At 33.9% G+C, this 22,216-nt stretch carries 24 protein-coding genes; 14 read left to right on the top strand and 10 right to left on the bottom strand.

Annotated elements, in window-relative coordinates:
• Positions 1 to 300: 300 nt before the first annotated feature.
• From ACFFVB_RS06915 to ACFFVB_RS06865, 11 genes are all read left to right on the top strand, one after another.
• Positions 301 to 1,401: an aldose epimerase family protein gene (locus ACFFVB_RS06915; RefSeq protein ID WP_382381985.1), complete on the top strand. Its 1,101-nt coding sequence runs from the start codon at positions 301 to 303 to the stop codon at positions 1,399 to 1,401.
• Positions 1,402 to 1,512: 111 nt separating this feature from the next.
• A complete protein-coding gene (locus ACFFVB_RS06910; RefSeq protein ID WP_382381984.1) occupies positions 1,513 to 2,145 on the top strand; it encodes a Crp/Fnr family transcriptional regulator in 633 nt (210 codons plus the stop codon).
• 99 nt (positions 2,146 to 2,244) lie between these two features.
• Positions 2,245 to 3,045: a sulfite exporter TauE/SafE family protein gene (locus tag ACFFVB_RS06905; RefSeq protein ID WP_382381983.1), complete on the top strand. Its 801-nt coding sequence runs from the start codon at positions 2,245 to 2,247 to the stop codon at positions 3,043 to 3,045.
• Between the two features lie 57 nt (positions 3,046 to 3,102).
• Complete coding sequence (locus ACFFVB_RS06900; protein ID WP_382381982.1) at positions 3,103 to 4,515, top strand: MBL fold metallo-hydrolase; 1,413 nt, start codon at positions 3,103 to 3,105, stop codon at positions 4,513 to 4,515.
• A gap of 173 nt (positions 4,516 to 4,688) precedes the next feature.
• Positions 4,689 to 4,985: a thioredoxin gene (trxA, locus tag ACFFVB_RS06895; RefSeq protein WP_382381981.1), complete on the top strand. Its 297-nt coding sequence runs from the start codon at positions 4,689 to 4,691 to the stop codon at positions 4,983 to 4,985.
• 521 nt (positions 4,986 to 5,506) lie between these two features.
• Positions 5,507 to 5,725, top strand: a complete 219-nt coding sequence (locus ACFFVB_RS06890) for a hypothetical protein (RefSeq protein ID WP_382381980.1) — start codon at positions 5,507 to 5,509, stop codon at positions 5,723 to 5,725.
• Between the two features lie 8 nt (positions 5,726 to 5,733).
• Positions 5,734 to 6,024, top strand: a complete 291-nt coding sequence (locus tag ACFFVB_RS06885; protein ID WP_382381979.1) for a riboflavin synthase subunit beta — start codon at positions 5,734 to 5,736, stop codon at positions 6,022 to 6,024.
• Positions 6,024 to 7,895 carry a DNA mismatch repair endonuclease MutL gene (gene mutL, locus ACFFVB_RS06880; protein ID WP_382381978.1) on the top strand — a complete coding sequence of 624 codons (1,872 nt, stop codon included), beginning with the start codon at positions 6,024 to 6,026 and terminating at the stop codon, positions 7,893 to 7,895. Before ACFFVB_RS06885 ends, mutL begins: the two co-directional genes overlap by 1 nt.
• Positions 7,896 to 7,916: 21 nt before the next feature.
• Positions 7,917 to 8,675, top strand: a complete 759-nt coding sequence (locus tag ACFFVB_RS06875; protein ID WP_382381977.1) for a rhomboid family intramembrane serine protease — start codon at positions 7,917 to 7,919, stop codon at positions 8,673 to 8,675.
• Positions 8,676 to 8,678: 3 nt separating this feature from the next.
• Complete coding sequence (locus ACFFVB_RS06870; RefSeq protein WP_382381976.1) at positions 8,679 to 9,560, top strand: rhomboid family intramembrane serine protease; 882 nt, start codon at positions 8,679 to 8,681, stop codon at positions 9,558 to 9,560.
• Between the two features lie 2 nt (positions 9,561 to 9,562).
• On the top strand, positions 9,563 to 10,588 hold the full coding sequence (locus ACFFVB_RS06865) for an endonuclease/exonuclease/phosphatase family protein (RefSeq protein ID WP_382381975.1): 1,026 nt from the start codon (positions 9,563 to 9,565) through the stop codon (positions 10,586 to 10,588).
• Here ACFFVB_RS06865 and ACFFVB_RS06860 read toward each other — a convergent pair.
• The 7 genes from ACFFVB_RS06860 to ACFFVB_RS06830 form a co-directional block, all read right to left on the bottom strand.
• Positions 10,580 to 10,888, bottom strand: a complete 309-nt coding sequence (locus ACFFVB_RS06860) for a DUF6122 family protein (RefSeq protein ID WP_382381974.1) — start codon at positions 10,886 to 10,888, stop codon at positions 10,580 to 10,582. The genes ACFFVB_RS06865 and ACFFVB_RS06860 overlap by 9 nt on opposite strands.
• Positions 10,888 to 11,508: a WbqC family protein gene (locus tag ACFFVB_RS06855; protein ID WP_382382234.1), complete on the bottom strand. Its 621-nt coding sequence runs from the start codon at positions 11,506 to 11,508 to the stop codon at positions 10,888 to 10,890. Before ACFFVB_RS06855 ends, ACFFVB_RS06860 begins: the two co-directional genes overlap by 1 nt.
• Positions 11,509 to 11,523: 15 nt before the next feature.
• Positions 11,524 to 13,104, bottom strand: coding sequence for a signal peptidase I (gene lepB / locus ACFFVB_RS06850; RefSeq protein ID WP_382381973.1), 1,581 nt, complete (start codon positions 13,102 to 13,104; stop codon positions 11,524 to 11,526).
• Between the two features lie 98 nt (positions 13,105 to 13,202).
• Positions 13,203 to 13,907, bottom strand: a complete 705-nt coding sequence (gene dapB, locus ACFFVB_RS06845) for a 4-hydroxy-tetrahydrodipicolinate reductase (protein ID WP_382381972.1) — start codon at positions 13,905 to 13,907, stop codon at positions 13,203 to 13,205.
• A 3-nt stretch (positions 13,908 to 13,910) separates the two neighbouring features.
• Entirely contained in the window at positions 13,911 to 14,570 is a 660-nt protein-coding gene (locus ACFFVB_RS06840; RefSeq protein WP_382381971.1) for a DUF5683 domain-containing protein, read from the bottom strand.
• Complete coding sequence (locus ACFFVB_RS06835) at positions 14,560 to 15,471, bottom strand: ParB/RepB/Spo0J family partition protein (RefSeq protein WP_382381970.1); 912 nt, start codon at positions 15,469 to 15,471, stop codon at positions 14,560 to 14,562. The genes ACFFVB_RS06840 and ACFFVB_RS06835 overlap by 11 nt, the downstream gene beginning before the upstream one ends.
• 8 nt (positions 15,472 to 15,479) lie before the next feature.
• Positions 15,480 to 16,244: a ParA family protein gene (locus ACFFVB_RS06830; RefSeq protein ID WP_382381969.1), complete on the bottom strand. Its 765-nt coding sequence runs from the start codon at positions 16,242 to 16,244 to the stop codon at positions 15,480 to 15,482.
• 529 nt (positions 16,245 to 16,773) lie between these two features.
• Between ACFFVB_RS06830 and nirK the strand changes: the two genes are divergently transcribed.
• Genes nirK through ACFFVB_RS06815 form a run of 3 tightly spaced genes read left to right on the top strand, consistent with a single transcriptional unit; the run spans position 16,774 to position 19,613 of the window.
• The gene (nirK, locus tag ACFFVB_RS06825; RefSeq protein WP_382382233.1) at positions 16,774 to 18,192 is read left to right on the top strand and encodes a copper-containing nitrite reductase; all 1,419 of its coding nucleotides are present in this window, start codon (positions 16,774 to 16,776) and stop codon (positions 18,190 to 18,192) included.
• Between the two features lie 15 nt (positions 18,193 to 18,207).
• A complete protein-coding gene (locus tag ACFFVB_RS06820) occupies positions 18,208 to 18,984 on the top strand; it encodes a formylglycine-generating enzyme family protein (RefSeq protein ID WP_382381968.1) in 777 nt (258 codons plus the stop codon).
• A gap of 11 nt (positions 18,985 to 18,995) precedes the next feature.
• Positions 18,996 to 19,613 (top strand): SCO family protein, encoded by a 618-nt coding sequence (locus ACFFVB_RS06815; RefSeq protein ID WP_382381967.1) that lies wholly within the window; start codon positions 18,996 to 18,998, stop codon positions 19,611 to 19,613.
• A 143-nt stretch (positions 19,614 to 19,756) separates the two neighbouring features.
• On the opposite strand, the gene ACFFVB_RS06810 is transcribed toward ACFFVB_RS06815, so the two are convergent.
• From ACFFVB_RS06810 to ric, 3 genes are all read right to left on the bottom strand, one after another.
• Positions 19,757 to 20,221: a hemerythrin domain-containing protein gene (locus tag ACFFVB_RS06810; RefSeq protein WP_382381966.1), complete on the bottom strand. Its 465-nt coding sequence runs from the start codon at positions 20,219 to 20,221 to the stop codon at positions 19,757 to 19,759.
• Entirely contained in the window at positions 20,190 to 21,344 is a 1,155-nt protein-coding gene (locus ACFFVB_RS06805) for a hypothetical protein (RefSeq protein ID WP_382381965.1), read from the bottom strand. Before ACFFVB_RS06805 ends, ACFFVB_RS06810 begins: the two co-directional genes overlap by 32 nt.
• Positions 21,345 to 21,485: 141 nt before the next feature.
• Positions 21,486 to 22,208 carry an iron-sulfur cluster repair di-iron protein gene (ric, locus tag ACFFVB_RS06800; protein WP_382381964.1) on the bottom strand — a complete coding sequence of 241 codons (723 nt, stop codon included), beginning with the start codon at positions 22,206 to 22,208 and terminating at the stop codon, positions 21,486 to 21,488.
• Positions 22,209 to 22,216: the final 8 nt, after the last annotated feature.

Raw genomic sequence — 22,216 nt, 5'->3', positions numbered from 1 at the left:
TAAAAGAAAGTTAAATGAATTTAGCACAGTTTTTAAGTTGATTAAATACGTTATAAATGATATAGGAATCGAATCGTAAACTTGGGATATTCCTGTTTTATTCTATTAAAATTATAAAACCTATAAAAAGGAAACGAATGGTTAAGAGGTCGTTTAAATACCAAATCTCTTACATTAAGTTTTAGGTAATTTAAATGAAAACCTAAAATCTATAAATTTAGAATTGAAAATTATAAGCGATTGGTTTCATTTTTGTTAATTTTAACCTCAAAATGATTACTTTAAATATGTTAGGCTGTTATGGCAGGCATTAAATACAATGTAAAATTTAAGATGGGAAAGGTATCAATTAATCAATCAGTTTACGGCACAACACCTGAAGGAGATCAAGTAGATCTTTTTACGCTTAAGAATGCAAAAGGCATGGAAGTCGATGTGATTACTTTTGGAGGCATTATAACCAAATTAAGTGTATCTGATAAAGCGGGAAAGTTTGAAAATGTTGTGTTAGGGTACGATAATTTGGAATCTTATTTAAGTAACCCTACCTATTTTGGTGCTATAATTGGACGTTACGGAAACCGAATTTCTAAAGGTAAATTTTCTTTAAACGGAATAGATTATCCATTAGCAATAAATAACGGTCCAAACCATTTACATGGCGGAATTAAAGGCTTTGATAAAGTCATTTGGAAAGCACAGACTCTTGAAAATGATGATAAAGTCGCCTTAAAATTAACCTACCTAAGTGCAGATATGGAAGAAGGTTATCCTGGTAATCTGAATGTGACTGTAATATATACGCTTACAGAAAATAATACTTTGGAGATTGCTTACCAGGCCACGACAGATAAAACCACATTAGTAAATTTAACGCAACATTCGTATTTTAATTTATCTGGAGATTTTACAAAAACGATAAGTAATGAAGAGGTTATGATTGATGCCGATTTCTTTGTGCCTATAGACAAATCAGCCATACCGCTTGGAGGATTAGAATCTGTTAAAAATACACCTTTCGATTTTACCACATCTAAACGTGTAGGTCAGGATATTGATGCAGATCATCCGCAAATAAAAAATGGATCAGGTTACGATCATACATGGGTTTTAAATCATCCTGAAGAGAACGTAAATTTAGTTGCTTCAGTTCTAGACAAAGATAGCAGTCGCTATATGGAGGTTTATACAGATCAGCCAGGAGTGCAGTTTTATACGGGGAATTTTCTTGATGGAGCTTTTTCTTATGGAGGAGGAATGCGCTATGCAGACCGTTCTGCTTTATGTTTAGAAACACAGCATTATCCAGATTCACCAAATCAAGATGCCTTTCCTTCAACAGTTTTAAATCCTGGTGAAACTTATAAAACGGAAACACATTATACGTTTTCTGTTAGGTAGAATCCATTTGTATATTATTTAATTTAGGATATATCTTTTGGATGAATTTCGTTTCATTTTAAAATAAGAATCGTTAGTTATACTTATCTTTAAACTCTTATTATCTAAATTATGATTGAAGAACTAAAGCAACATTACGGTTATTTGTTTGAAGATGAATTGCTTGAAGAGGTCAACCAATGCGGTCTCTATAAGGAGGTTCCGGAAGGATTTACGCTTATGGATATTGGTCAGACTATTTCGCATATGCCCTTATTAATTAGTGGTGCGCTTAAGATCTTAAGAGAAGATGACAAAGGAGACGAGTTACTTTTGTATTTTATAGAACAGGGCGACACGTGTACGATGAGTATTTCGTGTTGTATGGGGAATTCTAAAAGTGAAATTAGAGCAATTGCCGAAACACCTGCTACTTTAATTATGGTGCCTGTTCAGAAAATGGGGGAGTGGATGTCTAAGTATCGCAGTTGGCAAAATTTTATATTACAAAGTTACCATGAGCGTACTGTAGAACTTTTAGAATCTATAGATGCTATTGCCTTTTTAAAAATGGACGAACGCTTGCTAAAGTATTTAAAGGATAAAGCAATGGTTAACCATAACGAAATGATTAGCGTAACGCATCAAGACATAGCTCACGACCTGCATACTTCGCGTGTTGTGATTTCAAGATTACTTAAAAAATTAGAAAACGAAGGCCGATTAAAACTTCATCGCAATCAGATTCATATGTTGGACCTGTAACACTTTAAATTTTTTTTTGTACAAAATATACAAAACTCTGTGTAACCTAAGTTACTCCTAAAGGTTTCTTGATAGAGTACATTTGTCCAAATTAAAGTCATGGATATTACTCAAATTATTGGTTTTTTTGGCGCATTGGTTGTCGGTTTGGTTTTAGGATTAACCGGAGGTGGTGGGTCTATCTTAACGGTGCCCATTTTAGTGTATCTCCTGTTGTTAAATCCTGTAACAGCAACTGCCTATTCCTTATTTATCGTTGGTGTGTCTTCTTGTTTTGGTGCATATAAAAATTTCCAGAAAGGCTTAGTCGATATAAAAATTGCTGCTGTTTTTGCTATTCCAGCGTTTACAATGGTCTTTATTACACGAAAATTTATTATTCCTGCGATACCAGAATCGATATTTAAAATTGGAAGCTTTATCGTGACAAAAGACATTTTCATAATGGTTATGTTTGCGGTCATGATGGTTATTGCATCAATAAGCATGTTAAAACCTAAAAAGGATGAATTGGATAAACATGCACCAAGAAAATTAAGTAATCTTTTAATTTTTAATCAGGCTATTGTAATTGGTTTCTTTACTGGAATTGTTGGAGCAGGTGGTGGCTTTATAATTATTCCTGCATTAATAATTTTAGGAAATTTATCTATGAAAAAAGCGGTGGGAACGTCGCTATTTATTATCGCCATTAACTCTTTAATTGGTTTTATTGGTGATATAGGAAATGTAGATATCGATTGGACCTTTTTATTGAGTTTTACAGCTATAGCCGTCGTAGGTATATACTTGGGAACCTATTTATCTAATTATATTCCTGGAAAAAAACTTAAAAAAGGATTCGGTTGGTTTGTGTTAATTATGGGATGTTATATCATTATTAAAGAACTTATTATGTAACATGTGTTACTGTAAAATATTAAAAAGAGTAGTAATTTTAAGTACAATTAAAACGTTATGAAAGTAGATCAAATATATACAGGTTGTTTGGCGCAAGGCGCTTATTATATAGAAAGTAAGGGGGAAGTTGCAATAATCGATCCGTTACGTGAGGTAGAACCTTATATAACTCGTGCCGAGAAAGAAGGCGCCAAGATTAAATATATTTTTGAAACTCATTTTCATGCCGATTTTGTTAGTGGTCATGTTACGTTATCAGAATTAACAGCGGCTCCAATTGTTTTTGGACCAACAGCAAATCCGTTGTTCGAGGCCATAATCGCAGAAGACGGTCAGGAGTTTAAGTTGGGTGATGTTATTATTAAAGTGCTGCACACACCAGGACATACTATGGAAAGTGCAACGTTTTTGTTAAAGGATAAAAATGGAAAAGATTATGCTATTTTTAGTGGAGATACCTTGTTTCTTGGCGATGTTGGTCGTCCAGATTTAGCGCAAAAATCGGATATAACACAAGACGATTTGGCGGGGTATTTATATGATAGTTTACGAACCAAAATTATGCCGTTAGCAAACGATGTGATTGTGTATCCTGGGCATGGAGCAGGTTCTGCTTGTGGGAAGAACATGATGAAGGAAACAGTCGATACTTTAGGAAATCAAAAAAAAATGAATTATGCCTTACGTGAAGACATGACAAAAGCTGAATTTGTTAAAGAAGTTACTGATGGTTTAGCGCCACCACCGTCATATTTTCCGCTAAATGTAAAAATGAATAAAGAAGGTTACGATAATATCGACACTGTTATTGAAAAAGGGACAAAAGCCTTAAATCCAGATGAATTTGAAACGGTTGCCAATACTGTAGAGGCTTTAGTTTTAGATGTACGCCATCAAAACGATTTTATAAAAGGTCATATTCCGCGATCTATTTTTATTGGATTGGATGGCGGATTTGCACCTTGGGTTGGTGCATTAATTAAAGATACCAAACAGCCTATTTTATTGGTTACAGATCCGGGAATGGAAGAAGAAGCGGTAATCCGTTTATCTCGCGTAGGATTCGATAATACTTTGGGGTATTTAAATGGCGGTTTCGAGTCTTGGAAAAATGAAGGTAAGGAATTCGATACTATTTCGTCTATTTCAGCAGAAACGTTTAAATCACGGTTAGAAGCAGAAACCTTACATGTTTTCGATGTTAGAAAAGATACGGAATATATTTCAGAGCATATCGATTCTGCTAAAAATGCATCATTAGAATTTATTAACGAGCATTTGTCGGAAATTCCGAAAGACGAACCTTTTTACGTGCATTGTGCTGGAGGATATCGTTCGGTAATAGCAGCTTCGATATTAAAAAGTAGAGGATATCATAATCTGATTGATATTGCAGGAGGTATGAAAGCGATTCGAGAAGCAGGTGTACCTTTAACAAATTATGTATGTCCTTCGACATTAAAAAAATAGAAAATTTTGAATTAGGATAAATTAAGATCTCATTTCTAATTCAAATAAAAAATCTAAGTTTTTAGCGTTTTTTTTAATCAAAATGTTCTAAAAAGAAGTAAAATTTTTTGGATGTAGATTAACTGTTTGTTGATGAAAGCGTAGTAAATTTAAATTTATAAAAACGATAAGGTATGAGTCGATTTTCAGAACTAATTAAGCAAGATAAACCTGTATTGGTCGATTTTTTCGCCGAATGGTGTGGTCCATGTAAGGCCATGGCTCCTGTTTTAAAAGCGGTGAAAGATAGTCTTGGCGATTCGGTTTCAATTTTAAAAATTGATGTCGATAAAAATCAAGAACTAGCAGCACAATTAAATGTAAGAGGTGTACCGACTTTAATTTTGTATAAATCGGGAACACAAGTATGGAGACAATCGGGAGTGGTTCAAAAAACGTACTTACTTCAAATAATAAAGGGAAGCAATTAATATGTAATGTTTTAATTGTGTTAATTAATGAGAAAAGCATCCGTAACGGGGTGCTTTTTGATTTTATAGCTAATTCTAAATTTTAGTATATATTATGCATCATTACCAATTTTTGTATCTGTGTCAATAGTGTGGTTTATCGAAAAGTAAAGAATTCTATAGTCTTAACATCTATAAGCTGACTTCTAAAAGCTGTAAAATTGGATGATTCTATATCATTCCGTTCTCGACAAACTTCGTTTGCTAGTTTCGTCAAATTCTTACTGTTATTTCTCACTAATGCTCGAACACCCTAGTAAAACATGGTGTTTTATGGCTTAGATATAATCCTGAAAAGACGTTAAAAGATTAAATATTGAAATTTAAACGGTATTCGAGAAAAGTCGAGAGTTGATTCTAATAATCTTCAAGCCAACAAACAATCTTCCCTTGCTTTTGTTAACATTTTTTTAGAATCCCAATTCGAGTTTCTTCTCAATTTTAAGTACATTTGGTGATTAACACAGATTAGTTTTTAAATAGTGAATTTATTTAATCAGCGAAAAAATAAAGCGTTTAGTTATAAGTCTAAATTTCAGAAAGAAGAGCAGAAGCCTTCTAGCGAAATGTCGTCTAAATGGGATGAGCTTAAACAAACACGAAAGCACCAAGGTAAAAAAGGCGTCCGTTTATCGGGGTGGCTCATTATATTTGTTTTGGTGATTGTTTTATGGTATGTTTTAAATAATTATGAATTATAGCACGTATTATGGGGATTTTTAAAAGCAAAAAAAATAAAAAGTTTTCGTACACACCTCGACATTTTAAAAATGATGGGGAGGGGAGTCCGTTTGAAATGAAACATAAGTTCGACGATTATAGAAAGACTGTTGGATCTACTGGAGGTATAAAATCTAAATTCCAAAATGCTTTTGACGAGTTAAAAGAATCGCCAGATCGTTCTGCTAATCGCCGTATACTAATTATTATCGCTATTCTTATTTTTATATTTCTATTTATTATAGAATTCGATTTATCAATATTCCTTCCAAATACATAATGGCAGATATTATTCAACTTTTACCGGACCATGTTGCAAATCAAATTGCAGCGGGCGAGGTGGTACAACGGCCAGCTTCAGTAGTTAAAGAATTATTAGAAAATGCAATAGATGCACAAGCCGAAACCATAAAATTATTGGTAAAAGACGCCGGTAAAACTTTGGTTCAAGTTATCGACGATGGTGTAGGGATGAGTGTTACCGATGCACGCTTAAGTTTCGAGCGTCATGCGACTTCAAAAATACGGTCTGCCGAAGATTTATTTCAGCTTAATACCAAAGGGTTTCGTGGAGAAGCTTTAGCGAGTATCGCGGCCATTGCTCATGTAGAGTTAAAAACAAAACAAGAGCATGAAGAAGTTGGTACAACCATAACTATTGAAGGGAGTGAGATTGTAGATCAGGATGTAGTGGTAACTCCAACAGGAACATCTATTGCAGTGAAACACTTGTTTTTTAATATTCCTGCACGACGTAATTTCTTAAAGTCTAATACGGTTGAAACACGCCATATTATTGACGAATTTCAGCGTGTTGCCTTGGCGCATCCAAGCATTAGCTTTGTGATGTACCATAATGGATCGGAAGTTTTTAATTTACCACAAAGTAATTATAGACAGCGTATTGTTAATATTTTTGGTCCAAAAACCAATGAAAAATTGGTACCCGTAAATGAAGATACCGATGTGTTAAAAATCTCGGGATTTGTAGGTAAACCTGAATATGCTAAGAAATCTAGAGGCGAGCAATTCTTTTTTGTAAACAATAGATTTATAAAAAGTGCGTATTTAAATCATGCGATTACGGCCGCTTTCGATGGACTGATTAAAGATGGCACGCATGCGAGTTATTTCTTGAATTTAGAGGTAAATCCGCAAACTATAGATATTAACATTCATCCTACAAAAACAGAGATCAAGTTCGACGACGAGCATACATTATATGCTATTTTAAGAGCTTCAGTTAAACATAGTTTAGGGCAATTTAATATTGCTCCCGTATTAGATTTTGATCGCGATGCGAATTTAGATACGCCTTACGATTATTCTAATAAATCGGCAAGTACACCCACAATTGAAGTAGATCGTTCTTTTAACCCTTTTGATGCTGAAAAATCAATAGCACCTTCAAGATCAAACATGGGGTCATCATCATTTTCTGGACGAAAACCGGCTTCAACCTCAAGTTGGGAAGGTCTGTATGTTGGCATGGAGTCTAAAGGAACAAAGTCGACACAAGATTTTAGTGAAATTCAGTTTGAAAGTGTAGAGAGTACAGCCTCTTTGTTCGATGATACTCAGATGACTTCTAAACAAAGTTCATATCAACTTCAGAATAAATATGTGTTAAGCGCTATTAAATCGGGGATGTTAGTTATCGATCAACACCGTGCGCACCAACGAATTTTATACGAAGATTTTTTAAAATATATCACTGGGAAAGATACTGTGAGTCAGCAGTTGTTATTTCCTTTACAAATTCAATTCTCTAAGCAAGAACATGATATTATTTTAAACCTAAAAAATGATTTAGAATATGCTGGTTTTGTGTTTCAGAATTTTGAAGATCAAATGGTCGAAATAATTGGTTTGCCAATAAATGTTCCTGAAAGCGAAGTAAGTATTATATTAGAGCAATTAATAAGCGATGTGGAACATGAGGTGCCAGATGCTAATTTTAGTGCCGCCGATTTGTTAGCAAAATCTCTGGCAAAAAGTTTAGCCATTAAATCTGGACAATCGCTTAATCAGACCGAACAAGACCACTTAGTAAATAGCTTGTTTGCTTGTAAAGATCCCAATGTTTCGCCAGCAAATAGGCCTACATTTATCACCATGACGGTAGATGAATTGGATAAAAAATTTATGTAATTTCATAGAAAAAAAGATATTATGAATAGAATAACCGATACAGTTAAACACCTTATAATCATAAATGTTATTATGTTTATCGGGACTATGGCCGTTGGTGGTGGCACCTTGTTTTACGATTGGTTTGCGCTGCATTTTCCTAAAAATGAAGCCTTCCAACCTTGGCAAATCCTAACACATATGTTTATGCATGGTGGTTTTATGCATATCGGGTTTAATATGTTAGCGCTTTGGATGTTTGGATCTCCAGTAGAACAACAATTTGGGACAAAAAAGTTTTTGTTTTTTTATATTTCCTCGGGGTTAGGCGCGGCGCTTTTAATGTTAGGATATTATTATTATCAATATTCTACAGGAATGTCTGCTTTAACAGGAGCAGGATTTTCTCAAACAGAAACATTAGAAACGTTACGTTCAGGATATGCGATGTACGATTCCCGTTGGTCTAACGTATTAAATACAGATCAATTAGGGAAGTTTGTTAGTGTATTTAATGGAACTATGGTAGGTGCTTCTGGGGCTATTATGGGCATCTTGGTTGCATTTGGGATGTTATATCCAGAGTCTAAATTAATGATGATTTTCCTACCTATTCCTATAAAAGCCAAATACTTTATTCCTGGAATTATCGCTTTAGATATTATTTCGGCAGTTACAGGTCAATCTTTTTTCAGTCCGAGTAATACCGCTTATGTAGCACATATTGGAGGCGCTTTAACAGGGTTTTTAATTATGTGGTATTGGAAAAAAACACAATTCAACAAAAATCGTTGGGACTAACCTATGAATACACTCAATAACGATATTAAACAAAAATTAACGCATTTAAATGTGTTAGAAAAGATAATAGCAATAAACGTTGCTGTCTTTTTTATAGGCTTTATACTGCAAGCTGTAACGTCTACATTACCCTCGCATGCGAGTCTTAAGTGGTTTGAATTACCAAGCCAGTTATCTGAACTTTTAGTAGCGCCATGGACGTTTATTACCTATGCGTTTGTACATTATGACTTTATACATATGCTTTTTAATATGTTGTGGTTGTATTTTATTGGACAATGGTTTTTAAGTTTGTTCAGTAAAAAACTAGCCATAAATGTGTATTTTTTAGGTGCTATAGGTGGTGCTGTCGTATTTTTATTAGGCTATAATTTAATTCCTAATGTATTTAGTTCTGGAGGTCGATTAGTTGGTGCTTCGGCTGCTGTCCGGGCCTTATTAATTTTTATGTGTGCCTATACGCCACAAATGGATTTGCGTTTTTTTACTTTTAATATTAAGTTATGGATTGTAGGTGCCGCTATAGTTGGTATGGATGTTTTGGGGTTATTAGGTCCTAATGCTGGTGGTAATTTGGCACATATTGGAGGTGCTATTTTAGGTTATTTCTATGCCGTACAATACAAAAAAGGAAATGATATCGGAAAAGGTTTCGAAGCTTTAGCAGATCAAGTTACAGGATGGTTTTCTAAAACAAAGAAATCCCCGTTGAAAACAGTTCATAAACAACGTCCGAATAAAGATATGGCTGGTTTTAAAAAGGATGAATTCGATGCTTTTAATAAGCAAAAACGTATCGACCTTATCTTAGATAAGATTAGTAAAAGCGGTTATGATAGTCTAACAAAAGAGGAAAAGGCTTTTTTATTTAAAGCAGGAAAATAAGTATGAAGAAGCTAAATGGTATTGATAAACTTATCTTTTTAATCAATTCGGTTTTTGCGACTTTACTACTATTATCCTATGTTTTACCTTTCTTTCCGCCTAAAAAATTCTCAATATTATCCGTTTTAAGTCTTACTGTTCCTTTCCTAATTATAGTGAATGCGGTGTTCGCTCTATATTGGATGTTAAAGCTAAAACGACAAATGATACTTTCCATTATTGTTGTGGTTATAGGCTATTTTTATTTGGGATCGCTCTATCGGTTTTCAAGTTCTACAGCCGTAGATAATGATGCTAACTTGTCTATTATGAGCTATAATGTAAGGCTTTTTAATATTTACGATTGGATTCCGAATACAGATACAGCCTTAGAGATTTCGAAGTTTGTGGCTTCACAACAGCCTGATATTTTATGTTTACAAGAATATCATCCGAATAATAAAAGTGCCGATTTTTCATTTTATAAATATAACTACATACAATTAGCTGGAGAAAAGAAGCAACTTGGTCAAGCCATATATTCAAATTTTCCTATTGTAAATAAAGGTTCTATTCGGTTTCCAAATACAACAAACAATGCTATTTATGTAGATGTTGTTAAGGAAAAAGATACCATTAGAATTTACAATATACATTTACAATCTCTTAAAATAAACACAGAAGTTGAAGCCTTAAAGAAACAAGATTCGGAACGCTTATTTAAAAGCATTGGTAAATCTTTTGCAGTGCAACAAGATCAAACCGAACTGTTTTTAGAGCATAAAAACAGCTGCCCTTATAAAATGATTATTACAGGAGATTTAAATAATACAGCGAGTTCGTACGTGTATCGTAAAATTAAAGGCGATTTAAATGATACGTTTAGAGAGGCTGGTTCTGGCTTTGGAAAGACGTTTAATTTTAAGTTTTTCCCTGTGCGTATTGATTTTATTTTCGCAGATGAAGATTTTAAAATAAACGGTTTTAAAACCTTTAAAGAAGAGTATTCAGATCATTATCCTATAATGACGAAAGTGAGTTTACATTAAACTACAATCTACAGTATCTGCTATAATATGAATAACTAGTCCTAATCCGATAAGTCGGGTTTTCTTTGGAAGTAAAAGTAATATATAAACTGCAATAGCCCAATAGGAGTGGAGCGGATGAAAATTGATGCTACAACGTCCTGGACTAAATATTGGAGTCGCTAAAAGATGATCTAAATCTATTAGCATACCACAAATCATGATAAGATAGGCGTATTTCCATCGTGGTTTATAAAACCATAATGCAATAGCTAATGGCCCTAAAAAGTGAATGCCATAATGTATAACGGGCTGTAACATTATAAAGATAGATCTTGACTTTCTAAATAATCTAAGGCGTTTGGTCCTTCATTAAATAATAAATCTAAAACACTTAAATTGTTTATAAATCCATGCTTATCGTCGAAGACTTGCGTATATTTTTCGTTCTGAAAATTCACATCTGATTTCGGATTAACCAAAAACCGTAAATCTGAAGCATCAACAATGTCGTGTTTAAATTCTTCCGTTTTCTGAATTGATTTTTCTAATTGAAGACATTCAGAAATAGTCTCGAAACATTTCAAATTAAAATCTAAAATAAAGTCTGCTTTGGTTTCAAACAACGGACGTAAATCATCTTCATAATATTCGAAGAAAGGAGAGGTTTTATAAGCAGAAAGTAAAGACTTCCAATGCAAACTTTGCCAATTATCGGTGTTCGAAATTTTTACATCACGATATTTCTGACGATTCTTTTGAGTATAAATTACAGGAATATTTAATAGTAATTTTCCGTTTGCAGCGTAAATATACGTTCGCGTTCTATAGGTTTGTTTTGCAAAATTATCATCCATTTCGAAGGTCACGACATCGGACTGCGCAATAGCAGCCATATGTGCAACATCAGGGAAATATGTAGGATGTAGAAGGCTATTCAAACTCATGAAATCCGATTATGCATTTGCTTTTTTACGTTTTCTATACGTATTGTATCCAAATAATCCCGCAATTAAAATTAGAGAAGGAATTAAGTAAGATACAGGCTCTCCGCTACCTCCAACAGTCGTAAAGAAACGGTCCCAACGTGGTTTTCCGTATTGGTCCCAACTCATCCAAATAAATACAGGTTTACCTACAACATGGTCGAAAGGTACAAATCCCCAAGCTCTAGCATCTTGCGAGTTGTGTCTGTTATCTCCCATCATCCAATAGTAATCTTGCTTAAATGTATAGGTGTCAGAAACAACACCATTAACAAGGATTTGATTCCCTTTAACTTGTAGTGTATTCCCTTCGTATTCTGAAATTACACGTTTGTAAAGTGGCAACATGTCTACATTTAAAGGAATAGTTTTTCCTGCTTCTGGAATATATAAAGGTCCGAAGAAATCGTTATTCCAATTGTAATTTGGATTCTGAGGGAAAATTCTAGAATCTCTAACGCCTTTTTCTTCCTTAAGAGGCGTGATGCTTTCTACGTTAGGATGATTCTTAAATTGTTCTGCCGCTTCGTCTGTAATCGACATAAACATATAAGTGTTCTTGTCATTAATAATTCCAAAACGATCTGTAATACCATAACGATCGGCTAATTCCTTAGCATTAAATTGATGTGTTTTAGGTTGTACTAAATAACTAAACTGAAGCTTCGCGCGGTCGGGTAATTCGTTTTGTTTGCCGTTAATATATACGAAACCATTTCTAACTTCAAGAGAGTCTCCTGGTAAACCTACACAACGTTTTACATAATTCGATTTTTTGTCTACTGGTTTCCAATGATTACGATCGGGTGTGCTAAAAAAGTCTGTAACGGTATCTACAGGCCAGTTAAATACAACAATATCATTGTGTTTTATGTCTTGAAATCCAGGAAATCTTAAGTAAGGCAATAAGGTTTTGTTTTTCCAAGAATGTTCCTTAGTTTCTAAATTATCGTCGGCGACATAAGATTTCATTTTAGTCTTCGGAATCGAATCGTGAACCATTGGTAAGGCCAAAGTGGTTTGTGGTATACGCGGACCGTAATTTAATTTACTTACAAAAAGGAAATCACCAATAAGTAATGTTTTTTCTAAAGAAGATGTAGGAATCGTAAATGGTTGAATAACATACGTATGTACAATAGTTGCCGCAACGATGGCAAATAAAATTGAGCTTATCCAATCGCCTGCACTTGTGCTAGGTTCTAAGCTACGATCTTCAACATATTTTATATCTGCGACATAGTTTAAATAGAAATTATAGAAACCAAAAGATACTATGGCTAATACCGTATCTGTTGTCTTATTCTTGCCAAAACTTCTAGCGGTTTCTACCCAAACAACAGGAAACATAATTAAGTTTACAATGGGTAAAAAGAGTAAAATAGTCCACCACCAAGGTCTTTTTATAATTTTCATTAAAACGATAGCGTTGTAAACAGGGGTAAAGGCTTCCCATGCTTGTCTACCTGCTTTTACATAAAGTTTCCAAGTTCCTAATCCGTGTAAGATTTGGATAATTATAAAAAAAATGAAAAGTTGAGTTAGAGTCATAATCTACTTTGTATTGCTTAGTGTCTTCGTGACAAGAATTAATCTGAATATTTTAATAAGTATGTATTGCGCTTATAATGTAACAGCAATTTAAGCTATTAACCAATATTTAACACATCTTTCATACTGAAAACACCTGTTTTTCCTTGTAACCATTCGGCAGCAACCACAGCGCCTAAGGCGAAACCTTCTCTGTTATGTGCTTTATGTTCTATAGTTATGGCGTCGACACTACTGTTATAGGTTACAATATGTGTTCCTGGAACTTCAGGAATACGTTTTGCAATAATGGGAATGGTATCTGTTTCAGGCGTGTTTAAGGCCCATTTTTCGTAACTTTTATGTTCGGAAATAATATCGTTTGCTAGGGAAATAGCTGTTCCACTAGGCTCATCTAATTTTTGAGTATGATGTACTTCTTCCATAGATATGTTGTACTGATCTAGGCTACTCATCATTTTTGCTAGTGTTTTATTCAATTCAAAAAAGATATTTACACCTAAACTGAAATTTGAAGCATAGATAAAACCACCTTGTTTCTCATTACAAAGTGCCGTCATCTTATCGTAATCTTCTAGCCAACCGGTGGTTCCAGAAATAACAGGAACGCCGTTGTTAAAACAATTAGAGATATTACCTACAGCAGCACTTGGCATACTAAAATCGATTGCAATATCTGCTTTGGTAATGTCGTATTCAGGATTTTCTATACTCGCTTTAATTACGATCTCATGGCCACGTTTAAGGGCAATTTGTTCTATGGTTTTACCCATTTTACCGTATCCAAGTAATGCAATCTTCATGTTTTAAAATTTAAAGTTAAGGGAAAGTTCGAGATTTGTGGTGCCTTGTATCTCGTTGTAATTAAATTGTGGTGCCAGCGATAAATTATCATCTATATTAAATTGTAATAAGTGCGCATCTACGTTCGCATCTACAATATTTAACACATATAAACCTATGGTAATTAACAAAGACAACTCTTTATTACTTCGTAATTGTTCCTGTGCGTTTATTAAACCGTCATCAGAAACACGACCATAATATTCATCGTCTGTAAAACCTGCTAATCTACGTTTGTAGGCATCGCGATAGCGGTTATACGCGTTGTTGTTATCAATATAGAAATAAACCCCTGTACCAATAGCGGCATATACGATAGGGATTTTCCAATATTTTTTGTTGTATGCTTGTCCTAAACCAGGAAGAATGGCCGAATAAAATGCGGCACGTGCAGGCGCTAAAGGGTCTATAAAACGAGATTCTATTACAGGTTCTTTTAGTGCTAGTGAGTCGGTTGCATTAATCGTGTCTACAGTAGCGACAACAATCTCCGAGGAGTCCACAACCAAAGTGTCCGCAGTTTTAATTGTAGCTGCGGTTTCTTCTTTACTCTTTTCTTGCGCGAGGCTATTTAAGCAGAAAAAAAATGAGAGTAGGGTAGATATTAAAAATTTACTTTGCACTCTGTACAAGTTTTTTTATACGATTAAAATCCTCTTCAGAATGAAAAGGGATCGTGATTTTTCCTTTACCATTTTTAGCGACTTTAATATCAATTTTATGTCCGAAGTAATCTGAAAAGTCTTGAATACTTTTCTTAACAAATACAGGCGTTTCCGGTGCTGCTTTTTCTGGTTTTTGATCTCCTAATGCTTTGGTTTCGTTATAATCGCGAACCAAATTTTCGGTATCTCTAACCGATAGTTTATGTTGTAAAATACGAGTGTAAATATCTAATTGTATACTTTGATCTTCAATATTTATTATGGCTCGCCCATGTCCCATAGAAATAAATCCATCGCGCATACCTGTTTGAATAATTGGATCTAGTTTTAAAAGGCGTAAATAATTTGCAATGGTAGAACGTTTTTTACCAACGCGTTCACTCATTTGTTCTTGCGTTAGATTAATCTCGTCGATTAAACGTTGGTATGATAATGCGATTTCTATCGGATCTAAATCTTGGCGTTGAATGTTTTCAACCAAAGCCATTTCTAGAGATTCCTGATCGTTGGCAATACGAATATAAGCCGGAATGGTTTTTAACCCTAAAGATTCTGAAGCCCTCATACGACGTTCTCCAGATACCAATTGGTAGGTGTTAAAATTTAATTTACGTACTGTTATAGGCTGAATAACTCCTAGTTCCTTAATAGAAGAGGCCAATTCGCGCAGTGATTCTTCGTTAAAATTAGTACGCGGTTGAAACGGATTCATTTCAATTGTACTTAATTCTAGTTCCACTATATTTCCTATAACTTTATCGGCATTTTTATCTTGTACCGAATTAATATCGTTACTCGGATCCTTTAATAATGCAGATAATCCTCTTCCTAATGCTTGTTTTCTAACTGCCTTCGCCATAGTTTTTTCTAAGCGTTTTTATTAATTACTTCTTTGGCTAAACTTAAATAGTTAATAGCACCTCTACTGCTTGCATCAAAATTAATAATGCTTTCTCCAAAACTTGGAGCTTCACTTAAGCGTACATTTCGCTGTATAATTGTTTTAAAAACCATATCGTTAAAGTGCTTTTGAACTTCCTCTACCACTTGGTTAGAAAGTCTTAAGCGAGAGTCGTACATGGTTAATAAAAGGCCTTCGATATCTAAATCTGGATTATGTATTTTCTGAACACTTTTTACGGTGTTTAACAATTTTCCTAAACCTTCAAGTGCAAAATATTCACACTGAATAGGAATAATTACGGCATCTGCAGCAGTTAACGCATTTAGCGTTAATAAGCCCAGTGATGGTGCGCAATCAATAATAATAAAATCGTAATCGTCTTTAACTTCGGCTAAAGCACGTTTTAGCATATATTCTCTATCGTCCTTATCTACAAGTTCAATTTCAATAGCAACCAAGTCAATGTGGGAAGCAATAATATCTAAATTAGGAGTTTCTGTTTGCAGAATAGCTTCTTTAGCGGTATTAGTATGTTCTAATAATTGGTAGGTTCCAATTTCTACAGTTTCAACATCTATACCTAATCCCGAAGTGGCATTGGCTTGAGGATCGGCATCAATCAGCAATACTTTCTTTTCAAGCACCCCTAAAGAGGCTGCTAAATTAATGGAAGTGGTTGTTTTTCCAACACCTCCTTTTTGATTTGCAATTGCAATGATTTTACCCATTAATGATTTGAATTTATGAGATGTAAAAATACAACTATTTATGAGTTTTAAAAATGTTACTTGTTAACAAATGTTAAGTGCCTTTTCTTTTTTAATTTGGTTTGCTTTGTTATTGATTATCAGTTGCTAATAATTAATGTGTTACATACTAAATTTAAAGTTTAAATGCTGATTTAATATTATCAACTAAATACCGCATAACTGTATTCTAGATTAATTGATTTTTTTGAAGAATAGCACTCGGCCTATGTTATACTAATTATAAATTAAATCTATTTTGAATATAGAATCAATAAATAACTATTATTTGTTTACTATTATGTAATATTTATAAAGCATAGATGAATTATGCACCAATTCTTTATAAGCTGATAATTATCATATTTAATATTTGCAATAAATATTATTTTTGATACTATAAAAGACAAATTTGTCTTTTATGTTTAAAACGAGTAATAATCAATCAATATTAAAACACATGAAAACTAACCTAAATTTTTTAAAACAATGCTTCAATTGGAGACATGCCATGCTGGCCTTGACTTGTATCGTTTTAGCATCTTGTTCAAAAAAAGAAAAAAACGAACAAAAAAATAGTGCAGATATTACTGTCAGTCAGGAAATGATTGCAGAATTAACAGCTCCACCACACGTGCCAACACCAGTAGGTTCTCGGAAAGCTAAGAAGCTTATAGTAGATATGGAAATTCTTGAACAGGAAGGTGAAATGACAAATGGTGTAAGCTATGTGTATTGGACTTTTGGTGGTTCGGTACCAGGAAGTTTCATTAGAACTCGCGTTGGAGATGAAGTTGAATTTCATTTAAAAAATCATCCAGATAATAAATTACCTCATAACATCGATTTACATGCTGTAAATGGACCAGGTGGAGGTGCAGAATCGTCATTTGTAGCACCAGGACACGAAAAAGTCTTTTCATTTAAAGTTTTAAATCCAGGGTTATATGTGTACCACTGTGCAACAGCACCTGTAGGAATGCATATTGCAAATGGAATGTATGGTCTTATTTTAGTAGAACCGGAAGGTGGTTTGGCACCAGTAGATAAAGAATACTACTTAATGCAAGGAGATTTCTATACTAAAGGAGCCCATGGTGATCGTGGTTTACAACCTTTCGATATGCAGAAAGCGATAGATGAGAGAGCAGACTATGTGGTATTTAATGGTAAAGTTGGTGCGCTAACGGGAGATAATGCGATTACTGCAAATGTAGGAGAAACGGTTAGATTGTTTGTGGGTAACGGCGGACCGAATTTAGTATCGTCTTTCCACGTAATTGGAGAAATATTTGATCGTGTGCATGTGGAAGGCGGCGACCTTATTAACGATAATGTACAAACCACATTAATCCCTGCAGGAGGCGCTGCAATAGTGGAGCTTAAAGTAGATGTTCCAGGGACATTTATTCTGGTAGATCACTCTATTTTTAGAGCCTTTAATAAAGGGGCTTTAGGAATGCTTAAGGTAGAAGGAGAAGAGGATAAGAAAATTTATTCAGGAGAATTAAGAGACGATATTTACTTGCCTGAAGGTGGTGGTATCCAGTCTATGCCTGAAAATAATAATGTTGTGGAAGAAACGCCTGTAGAATCTTTAGATGAACAACTTGAACGTGGTAAACAAGCCTATATGCAAACATGTTTCGCTTGTCATCAAGCAGAAGGACAAGGTATAACTGGCGCATTTCCACCTTTAGCAAAATCCGATTATTTGAATGCAGATGTGGATCGTGCTATTGGGGTTGTACTTCATGGCTTAACGGGAGAAATTACCGTAAATGGAGAGAAATATAACAGTGTTATGACTAGACAAAGTTTATCACCTAGCGAGATTGCAAATGTATTAACGTACGTGTATAATAGTTGGGGGAATTCTAAAAAAGTGGTGACTACAGAGATGGTTAATAAAGTTAGAAATCAGAAATAATTTAAAAATAAAATTATGCTAAAAAGAACATCTATATTGTTTTGTATGGCATTTCTTGTGCAATCCATAATGCTTGCGCAAACAACAGATATGGTTATGATTAAGGGGGGGAATTATATTCCCCTTTATGGTCGTGATTCTTCATTAGTTAAAGTCACCGATTTTTTAATGGATAAGCTTCCTGTAACTAACGAGCAGTATGTCGATTTTGTTAAAAAATATCCTGAATGGCAAAAATCTAAAGCTAAAAAACTGTTCGCAGATGGCACTTATTTAAGAAACTGGAAGAACGATACTACTTTAAATGATTCTGAAAAACTTAAAAGTCCTATAACCTATATATCTTGGTTTGCCGCGAGTAAATATTGCGAATGTCAGGGGAAGCGATTGCCAACGGTTGATGAGTGGGAGTATGTCGCGATGTCTGATGAAGAATTAGCAGATGCTCGTGTAAAAGAAACGTATAATCAGAAGATTTTGTCTTGGTATGAAGCGCCCGGTACAAGTATGTATGAAGTGGGACGAAACCCTAAGAATTATTGGGGCGTTTCAGATTTACACGGATTGGTTTGGGAATGGACATCCGATTTTAATTCCATTTTAATTACTGGTGAATCTAGAAAAGATGTCGATAAGGATTCGAATTTATTTTGTGGAAGTGCTGCTATTGGAGCAACCGATTTAATGAACTATGCTGCGTTTATGCGTTATGCTTTTAGAGGAAGTATTACTGCGAGATATAGTATTAAAAATTTAGGTTTTAGATGCGTTAAAGATGTGCCTTTACCTTAAAACATATAATTATGAGAAAAGTATTTTTAATTTTTGGCTTACTAGTGTTTGGATTCGTGTCTTGTAAAAATAATACGAAGTCAGAAGCAACAACAGAGACTGCAGAAAAGGTTGAGAAATCGGATGTGATTTCAGACATGTCTATTTATAATTTACCATCTACTTGGACTAATCAAGATGGTGAGGATATTCAACTTAAAGATTTAAAAGGAGATGTATTGGTCATGGTCATGATTTATACCACCTGCAAAGCTGCTTGTCCAAGATTGGTTGCCGATATGCGAAATATAGAAAAACGGTTACCAGAGGATACAAAAGGTAAAGTCAAAATGATTTTTGTAAGTATAGACCCCGAAACAGATACTCCAGAACGTTTAAAAGCCTTTGCCAAGGAAAATTTCATGGATGAAGCACCATGGATATTCTTACGTTCTACAGCACAAAATACACGAGAATTTGCCGCTGTTTTAGCTGTGAAATATAAAGAGATAACGCCTATGGATTTCTCTCACTCAAATATTATTAGTGTGTTTAATGAGGCTGGCGAATTGGTGTTTCAACAAGAAGGTTTAGGTGTAAACTCCGATGAAACCGTTGAAAATATAGAACAAGCGGTTAGCGAAATGTAATGTGTCGTATATCGAATGAAAGCGCTTCTAAAACTTAAGTCTTAGAAGCGCTTTTTCTATTTAAATAGGCCAGAATTGTACTGGACTTTTCATCAATTTTATATTCTGGAAACTATTATTATTCTACGTCTTTAACTGATTATTTACTTCCAGAATTGATCTGTGGTGTTTTCCTTAAGATTTTGTTCGTAATGTATGTCATCAATATGCTCCATCTCTTCAGGTGTCGCAATAGATTGAATTTCTGGGAATAGTACACGTTCTTCAAAACGTATATGTCCTTCTAAAACATCTGCAAGCGTGTTCAAATTATATTCTAAATCAGTTGTTTTACTTACTAATTCTTTAATTTCTTTGTGTTCGTTGATTGCTTGTTTTCTTAAGGGATGATCTTCGGGTAAAATAGAAAAGACATGAGCCTCTTCCATTTCAAAATGTGGTACTAAATGAGATATATAGAACCAATCTGCATACACTTTTATACGTTCAATTTCAATTTCTTTCTTAAATCCTGTTCTGATTTTCCAGGATAACAATAAGCCATGATGGTGATCCCTACTTAGGGGTTGTAAAGATTTATGGCGCTTTAGTGGTTTTTTGGTTGTCATAATAGTTTGTTTTTGAGCATAATATACTCATAAAGATAAAGGATATTCCTATGACTAAAAAACAACTAAGTATAAATAATAAAAGATAATAATTAGGAATCAGTCCTATACCGAACACAAAACGTAAGCCTTGAAAGAACAATATGAATTCTGAACCTAAAAAACCTATAATAAAACTGTAAACTCCATAATTAAAAACGGATGTTTTATAGCTTGTTTTAGATTGAATGATATATGCGAATAGGAACCCAGTTACAACACCTAACATCGTTAAATGAATAAAGCCAATAACAAAATTATGATTTTGCTTCGCGATAAGACCTATGTAAGGGAAGAGGGATGCACTTTGAAAACCTATTTTTATTGCAAACGAAATAAGTGCAAAATAATATAAGTATTTAGCTTCTTTAGGAACCGCTTTTAAATGCTTTTGAATACCTGTGTTAGACATTTTAATAAAAAGAATAAAACATGTAATCTGGCAAATAATAGCAAAACCATTTATCCAATTTAAAATAGGAAAAGGAGCAAACCAACTAATTGGCAATGCTAATGTCCCAACTGTAGATAGTACCAATGTAATATAAAAAGGCTTAAATATAGTATTGTCTTTTATCTTGAAAAAATGAAAAAACAATCCCAATAGCCCTATTAAAAACCATCCATTAAATTGAAAATGTAAAAAGAACTGTATAGCGATCTGGTAGAAGGCAGAGGCTTGTCCTAATAATCCAACTGCAGGCCCTAAACACCAGACTCCAAGCGTTGATATCAGCATAAAAATAACCGCCGTTTTTAATAATACACGAGTAGGTTTGGAGGCTATATTTTGATGTTTAAAAACGAGATAGGCAAAATAATAACTACAGAAAATATGCAGTGTAGAAAAACTAATAGAAAAAAGGGCATAACCTTGTAGCGGAAAACTTATCATCATACCAATTACGGCAACTTCGGTAATCCAAAATAGGCGATTAAAGACCTTTTGTTTTTTAGGTATAAAATGGTGTACTATAAAAACATAAAGCATTAAATATACCCAACCAAGCATGGCAACATGAGAATGTGCATGAGTTAAATTTCTGTAGTTAAATTCGAAAGAGGAAACAAATGCAAATCGCATAGTTAGCCCCATTAAAGCAGCAACTAGGAAATTAAAAAGGCAAACTAAGACCAGTTTTTTTGAAATCATTTTATATACAATAGAAATTCCGAAACATCATTAAAATTAATGTTTCGGAATTTAAAATATTAAATTGAGATATTAACAGAATTCACTTTCCAATTTCTCTGCAGCAGGGAAAAGGATATTGTTTTCTAAATGAATATGCAAATGCAAATCTTGCTCAAATTCTTGAAGCATTGCAAAGGTTACTTTATAGGTATTACATCCATCTGCAGGAGGTGTATAGCCGTTTGTAATAGCATCAATTTGTCTGAATCTTACACCTTCGTTATCGTGCTCTTGCATCATCATTGCAATCGGATTTTTAACGGTTCCAAACCCTGGGGCTTCAATAGGTGTGTTTGTTGCTTTAGCTTTTATTAAACGCTTAACAAAAGGGAACAAAATAATTTCTTCTTTTTTTAAATGCTGAGCTAACTCTCCTGCTGAAGCTGTAAATAACTCATTAATTTCAAATAATTCAGGATGTCTTTCTCCGTGAACGTTACATAACTTATCTAGAAATTGTTTTATAATAGGCGATTTTTCTTCCACATAACGGTGGTGTTTTTTCTCGATATAATCAATTAATAAATCTAAAGGCCAAGATTTATAATCTATAGATTGGTCCGTTTTAGAATTAAGTACGTGTTCTAAATTATCTACTAATTCACTCGTTAAAATCCCGTTTTTCTCACAAACATCTTCTAAAGATCTGTTTCCTCTACAGCAAAAATCGATTCCATATTTTGTAAATACAGCTGCAGTTCTAAAATCTTCAGCAACAAATGCTCCGATGTGTTTTTGTTTTATATCTTCCATAATACTTA

The sequence above is a fragment of the Formosa undariae genome, from assembly GCF_042427615.1.
In the GTDB taxonomy this organism is placed as follows: Bacteria; Bacteroidota; Bacteroidia; order Flavobacteriales; family Flavobacteriaceae; genus Formosa; species Formosa undariae.
This window is presented reverse-complemented; position numbering and strand designations above follow the sequence as displayed.